The 6429-nt window shown below is 62.2% G+C and carries 4 protein-coding genes and 2 pseudogenes; 1 reads left to right on the top strand and 5 read right to left on the bottom strand.

Annotation, left to right across the window (positions count from 1 at the left end):
* Positions 1-126 (top strand): annotated as a pseudogene (locus JNK99_RS08015) (IS1595 family transposase); the annotation flags it as partial.
* A gap of 149 nt (positions 127-275) precedes the next feature.
* On the opposite strand, the gene JNK99_RS08010 reads toward JNK99_RS08015, so the two are convergent.
* The 5 genes and pseudogenes from JNK99_RS08010 to JNK99_RS07995 all read right to left on the bottom strand — a co-directional run bounded on the left by JNK99_RS08010 (position 276) and on the right by JNK99_RS07995 (position 6395).
* Entirely contained in the window at positions 276-2348 is a 2073-nt protein-coding gene (locus JNK99_RS08010; protein ID WP_291851116.1) for a capsular polysaccharide biosynthesis protein, read from the bottom strand.
* 428 nt (positions 2349-2776) lie between these two features.
* Entirely contained in the window at positions 2777-2866 is a 90-nt protein-coding gene (locus tag JNK99_RS17655; RefSeq protein WP_366518734.1) for a hypothetical protein, read from the bottom strand.
* 26 nt (positions 2867-2892) lie between these two features.
* Positions 2893-3198, bottom strand: a pseudogene (locus JNK99_RS17650) (glycosyltransferase); the annotation flags it as partial.
* Between the two features lie 294 nt (positions 3199-3492).
* The gene (locus JNK99_RS08000; protein WP_291851125.1) at positions 3493-5253 is read right to left on the bottom strand and encodes a methyltransferase domain-containing protein; all 1761 of its coding nucleotides are present in this window, start codon (positions 5251-5253) and stop codon (positions 3493-3495) included.
* A 2-nt stretch (positions 5254-5255) separates the two neighbouring features.
* Positions 5256-6395: a hypothetical protein gene (locus JNK99_RS07995; RefSeq protein WP_291851110.1), complete on the bottom strand. Its 1140-nt coding sequence runs from the start codon at positions 6393-6395 to the stop codon at positions 5256-5258.
* Positions 6396-6429 lie beyond the last annotated feature (34 nt).

Below are 6429 nucleotides of genomic sequence, written 5' to 3'. Positions count from 1 at the left end.
CGCTTCTCTCCTTTCAACGCCTTCCTCTCTCTGCTCGGTATCGCCGGCGACGTCACCGCACCGACCTATGCCGAGCTCTACGCCACAAAATCACCACCCACTACATCCAGTAAGCTTGGGAGTTAACCGGATAAGCACGGTTCAGTCTTCGGTCCCCCAGATCAATTTCCTTCAGCTCCTCCGCAGCCCAGCCCATCCTGACACCTGCTCAAGAAAACCAGCAGCTTACGGCGAGATCCCGAAGTTTTGTATAAGGATATACATTCATCGAGCACTCAATTCTTGCGGAACAAGCGGCCGATCATTCGCCGCCATGCTCCATGCAGTATGGGCTTCTCCTGACGCCATGCCAGCAATTCATCCAGTGCCCGTTCCGGCGTGGTGAATCTGCCGGTTGTTCGGGACACGTAAGTCGGGTACACGATGAGCACTCCGGCAACCAGTTCGTCCAGCGTCAGGGAGCGCTGCCGGCGACGCAACGGCAGAACATCGACAGTCAGACCCCAGCCCGCGTAAAAGGGTTGCCCATAGCAGACCACCTTGCGGCCCCGCAGCAAGGCCTCGAAACCGGTTAGCGAGGTCAGCGTGTGTACCTCATCCACTTCGGGCAACAGATCACCCATGGCCACGTCTGTCACCACTTCGTCGCACCAGCGGCCGGCGTCGTCCTCACCCTCGCCGCGCAGTCGCAAACCGGCAGCCACATCCGGATGCGGCTTGTAGATCAGATAGGCGTGCGGCTCGGCAGTTCGTACCGCACGCAGCAATTCGAGATTGCGGCGAATGCCGGGCGCACCATAAGCGAGTGAAGCATCTGATTCCACCTGCCCGGGGACGAGGATCACCGGTCCGGACGCCCGCTGCAACGCACTGCGGCCTGCGGCAAGCCGAACCCCAGTGTTCCGGTCGGCCGGCAGACGGGTCTGCGCAATGCCGCCATCGATGCCCAGCGGCCTCACCCACCTGACAGAACCGACGTTGTACTTGGTCACCCCGGTCGCCACCAGGCGTTCCCTCAGAGCTCTCGCTCTAACCAGCATCTGTGCATCGAAATCGCTCACCTGCAGCAGGCATTCCAGATCGGACGGAGCGCTTGCGTCATAGTAAATCCCGCGTCCATCCATCACCCAGGAGAGCGGACGAATGAGCTCCGCGCCCAGCCCGACCGAGCGCAGAAACCCGTCTTCGAGTCGCACCACCCTGCCGTCTGCAGAGCCGCCCCCAGGGGCTGCCTTGCGCCCCCAGATCGCGTACGCCGAAGAGCCGGGAGGAGCAGGTCCGTCGGAAAAACGCACTGCGGAGCCCTGAAAAAAACTTCTGACGATTGGCTTTTTCCAGCGCGAGAAGCCAAGCGCCACGACCTCGGCCGGAAACCGCTCGCGCATTCTGCGCTGCAAGCCCATCCAGTCGACCAGCCGCTCGACCTCGCAACGCTGGCGGGTCTCCGGATCGACATAGCGTGGATAGCCGATCAGTGCCCCGTGAACCAGATTCTCCAGAGGCACCGGCCGACGGCGGTCGGGGGCACGCAGCTCATCCGAAGTCAATCCCCAGCCGGCATAGAACGGCATGCCGAAAACGCGCACCCGCTTGCCCCACAACAGCCCTTCGAAACCGATTTGCGAAGTCACGACATAGACCGCCTGCACCTGCTCGATCAGCGCCACGGGATGGACATCGCCGCCCAGCACGCAGACACGGGGGTTGCGCGACAGGGCTGCCAGATCGTAATGCCCCTGTTTGTACCCTGCTACCACCTCTGGATGCACCTTGACCACGACCATCGACCCCGGGTTCTCGGCCAGGGCAGCGTCCAGCATGTGCTGGAAACCCGATTCACTGCCCATCCCATGGCGGATCGAGGCGTCACCCCTGGTCTGGTCAACGACAAGCACGTAGTTCGCCGCCACATCGCCGCCCCGAGTCAGCAGTCCGGGAAGGGACTCCCGCGCATGGTTGTACTTCGACACCCTCGCTTGCCGCCACCGCGACACCAGAGTCTGCGCGCGCGCGCGCTCCATCTCTGACAGTTCCCGACCGATCTCCCTCTCGACCCGGGATGGCTTGTCAGCATCGTAGTAGATGCCCAAGTCGTCCACCACCAACGAGAGCGGAGGCTCATCCCGACCGAGCCCGACCGAGCGCAAAAAGCCGTCCTCCAGGCAGATGAATGGAATCCCGCGATCTTCGGCAACGCGTAGCGCGCGTCGCGCATGGCGACTCCGACCCCAGCCCACTGTTGCCGTCAGATGCGTTGGAACCAGCATGCCGCAACGGACGACCGTTCCTGCGAGGAAATTCTCCAGCCCGATGAGCCGTTGCAGGCCTCGATTGAAAACCCCGTACACCGGCCTAGATCCTCACCGAACCTGCACTCAGCGCCAGACGAAAACGCCGTACCGAACCGACCAGATCAGCGAATCCAGGGCTCCGCAGTCCATCCACGATCGCTGCGAAGTTCCTGCCGTCGTAGGTGAAGCCCAGATCGTATGCTTGCACGACCTCTGCCAGATAAGTGTCGGCTGCAGCCACTACCGGAATACCGACCGCCAGAGCCTGAAAGAACTTGTTGGGCAAGGCAAGCCGATAGCTCAGGCAGACATCGTCCACACAGCACCACATCACACAGCGACACGCCGCAACCAGCGAACGCAACTCGCCCTCATAATCGCGCGCCCCCAGCATCCAGCCCCCCGCCCTGGCAACTTCCGGTACTTCGCCGATGAAGAATGCATGGACGGGGATACGGAAGCGGTTGGCCTCGGCTGCCAGCCGCTCAAGCTGCCGCCCCCGGACACCGCCGCCGACATAGACCACAGCCAGTGCATCGCGAGCGGGTTCGGCAATCGATCCTTTCTGCCAGCACTGAACGAAGTGGTCGTTGAGCACCACCCGCAATCGCCCGGGCGGTACGTCGTGGATGCGCGCGTAGAGCCCCGCGATCGGTTCGTTGACCACTCGCACTTCACACGCGCCGCTGATCACGGAGCGCTCGACGGCCGCGTCAAACGCCGTGCGCAACCAACTGTTCCTGCGGTTACGATGAAACTCGATCTCATGCGCATCATAAACAAGAGCAGCTCCGGAGCGCTTCGACAATTCGAGACCAACCACACCACAAAACAGATCGTGCGCGTGAATCAGGCGTACCGACTCCAGCCGGCCGCGAAGACGCCGCGCGCCTTGCTGGGCTCGCACAAAACTTCGTAGGGAGACAGACAGGCCACCAGCGATCTCCTGCGAACCGAGTCCGTATTGCCGGCCCAGCAAGGACCAGAGCCGGCGCCCTCTGAGCAGGGCCGAGAACAGTGCTCCAGCCGCCCTCCAGTAGGCATGGAAGCTGAATCCGGTAGCCGCCGCCGCTTCCTTTACGACATCGACAACCTCCGGCACGGGATATTCGGCCAGCGAAGTGAGAACCCTTCTGTCACAGGCGATGTCTTCACCGATCAAGACCGCCGTCCTCGGACTCGCCTTCACGCGGCTATCGCCTCAGGAGCACACCAGAGCACGAACCGTCACCGGCGGATCGGTTGCTCGCGCCACGGCATGGAGCAGAATGAACTTTGCCTTCTCGGCCGACATATGTTCCGAAAGTTCGGCTTCGGCCACCAGAAGACGGTTCAGAATCTCCGTCCCCGAAGGTTGCTGTGCGGGCTTGCTGTTCCACTCCGCAGGCAGCAGGTCCACCAGAAAGCGAACACCAATGGTCTTTTCGACCCGGAAACCGATGGCGCCAAGCATTTGCTCAAGCTGCGACACACTGTAAAGCACGCGCACGCGACCGTCAGACAGCTCAGTCCGGACATGGGCCTCGGTCGGATGCCGAGAATTGATCACCGCGAGCACCAGGGACCCGCCAGGCTTCAAGCAACGTCTGGCATTGGCAAGAAACAAGTCCGGTTCGCGCAAGTAGTTGAAAACCGCTCCCAAGCAAATACCGGCATCGAAATCGACCAACTCGGCCGGTAACTCGTGCAGATCCGCCTCTATCCAGCCAACGTCGGCATCCGCATAGCGTTGCCGTCCAACAGCCAGCATTTGTGGCGAGATATCGACGGCTGTCACCCGGCACCCCTTGTTCAGCAGGACCGGCAGTTCCCGACCACCACCGCTGCCCAGAAGAATGACCTTCGATAACGGAGACACCACCTTGTCGATCAGGCGGAATTCCATGTCGGTTGAAAAACGCTGGATCGGAAAGTTGTCCCAGACAGAAAAATACCTGAGCGCCAGCTGGTCGTTGTAGGCGCGCTCTGCTCCTGCATTTCTCTCGGCCATGGGAGCGCAGTTTGCGGCGGCATCGATCGAGGCAAAAGCGATACGGCCGCCAGCGTAGGAATCCGTGGTCGGCAAGGCAAAATAGACCACTCCCGGCAAGCCCTCGGGCCGCTCGACGAGCCTTGCCCCTTCGACACGTCCGGCATTCCAGCCACCCTGCTGCCCCCGGCACAGGACAGGTGCCGGGGAACTGCGCCAGGGTCCTTCGAGTGAATCTGAGCGGAGGACGCCAATATCCCAGGCATGAACTTCCCGACAGCCATTATAGAAAATGAAGTAGCCGGAGTCTTCCGCCTCTTCGTTCTCCACGTAAAGACTCGGATTGGCCTGACCCAGACAGTCCCATGCCCCGTCGGCAGGAGTGTACACCGACCGCCCCTGATTGCCCGCTCGCCACTCGATGCCGTCCAGCGATGTCGCCAGATAAATATGAAACCCGCTCCCGGCCATTCCCTCAAAGAGCATGATCCATCGCTGCCCGATCCGCCGCACGAAAGGCAGACCCATGCGTCGTACACCGAACTGTCCCGGTTCGAGAATCGGGCGCGTACCGAAACGTCGCCAACAGCGTCCATCCGTCGAAGAAGCCAGCGCAAAGCCCCACAGGGTATCCGGACTGTAGTACATGCGGAAGTGATCGGGCGCCAGCTGCAGGACGCTGCCCTGCGCGGCATAGGCGCCATCGACGAAGACCGGCTGCGGCTCGCTGGTCCAACCGGATTCCATGGTTCCCTGGGCAAGACCAACGCACGTGACACCGCCATCGGTGGTCGCCCTGTCGCGCGCATTGAAGAACATGGCGAACCGGCCTGCCTCGTCCAGCACCGGATGACCCGCCGCGTTGGTGAGGATCGATGGATCCCTGATCCCGAAGCGGTTCCACGACTGATCCCCGCCCCACCCGACTCCGGCCACCTGACGCAGCATGGCAGAGCCATCGACACAGCGCCGCAGCAGCGAAGCACCGAGCATCCTCACGCGCGCCCGTCCTCCGGTGATGATCCTGCTGCCGGACGTCTGGCTCGCTCCCGCTGGAGTGCCAGATAAGCGCTCAAGCCGTGCAGTGCGTGCATCAGATGCCGCGGATACTTCGCCTCGACATCATCGACCAGACTGGTGCGTTGCAGGATCGATTCGGCAAGCCGACGGCCCAGCCGGAACCACGCCTCGGCACTTTCCCCATCGAGCCCCAGACGAGACACCACGACCAGGAGCTCACCGAGAGACCACAGGCGGGCCGGCTTGGGAAGCACCTCGATCCACTGCTCACCCAACGGGCGTAGCCATTGGATGTCACGGCGAGTGGCTTCCAGCTCGCCACTGGCGACCAGATGAATCACGTCGGCGAAACCACAGGCCCCGGCAAACTGGCCGACCATCTCCGCAATTGCCCGTTCGATCGAATCGGTCCCGAATACATCCCCCATTGCGTTGAGGATGTAGCATTGGTGAAGCAGGTCGACCACTGGACTGGCGGGGGAATAAGGCCAACCCAGGCCAGCCACTCGACGTGAGCCAATCCATTGCAATGACGGCCGGCATTGCGCCTCGAACGCGGACCAGCACCCGACGACTTCAGCCTGCTTCAAGGTGGCGTAGGCACAAGCAGCGGCATTGTAGATCGGCGCCCGTATTCCCGGCGAGTAGGCGGGAATCGACAATCCGTGTTCGCCAACCGGGATTGCCAAGCCTTCAATCCACCCACCCAGCCCACGCACCCCATTACCAAGCAAGGCCAACAGGGGTTCCGCAGCAGAGCCCGCACAGCGGCAATCCAGTGCGCCGCGGACGATCAGTGCCGAGGTGATCAGGAAGGGTTCTGCCGCCGGCAGCCCGCGCCAGGGGAACCCGAGGCCCCAGCACCAGCCATTCTCTTCCCGGCAAAGTGCCGCCCGTGCAAGACGACCGCAGGCCGCCGCCACACGCGCTTCAAACTGATGCTCGGAAAGCAACCGACTGCGACGTAGTGTTGCCAGGATCTGCAGATACTTGCCGTCCGCCATCGGATGATAGCTGGATGCGGCACAATAGGCATCCGGCCCCACTCCGCCGGCCGTTTCGTAGCCGGACAGGCCGCCATCAACAGCAGCGCGCAGATTCTCCGCCAACGACATCTTGTTCCCTTTTTCCAGTGTGTCGCCTCTAGCG

The organism is Accumulibacter sp., from assembly GCF_016789985.1.
In the GTDB taxonomy this organism is placed as follows: domain Bacteria; phylum Pseudomonadota; class Gammaproteobacteria; order Burkholderiales; family Rhodocyclaceae; genus Accumulibacter.
Note: the sequence above shows the minus strand (reverse complement) of the source record. Positions and strands in the feature narration are given on the sequence as shown.

What these genes read in the sequence shown, in the direction of transcription:
- JNK99_RS07995 (WP_291851110.1), bottom strand. Translation starts at nt 6,395, where the DNA reads ATGTCGTTGGCGGAGAATCTGCGCGCTGCTGTTGATGGCGGCCTGTCC.
- JNK99_RS08000 (WP_291851125.1), bottom strand. Translation starts at nt 5,253, where the DNA reads ATGCTCGGTGCTTCGCTGCTGCGGCGCTGTGTCGATGGCTCTGCCATG.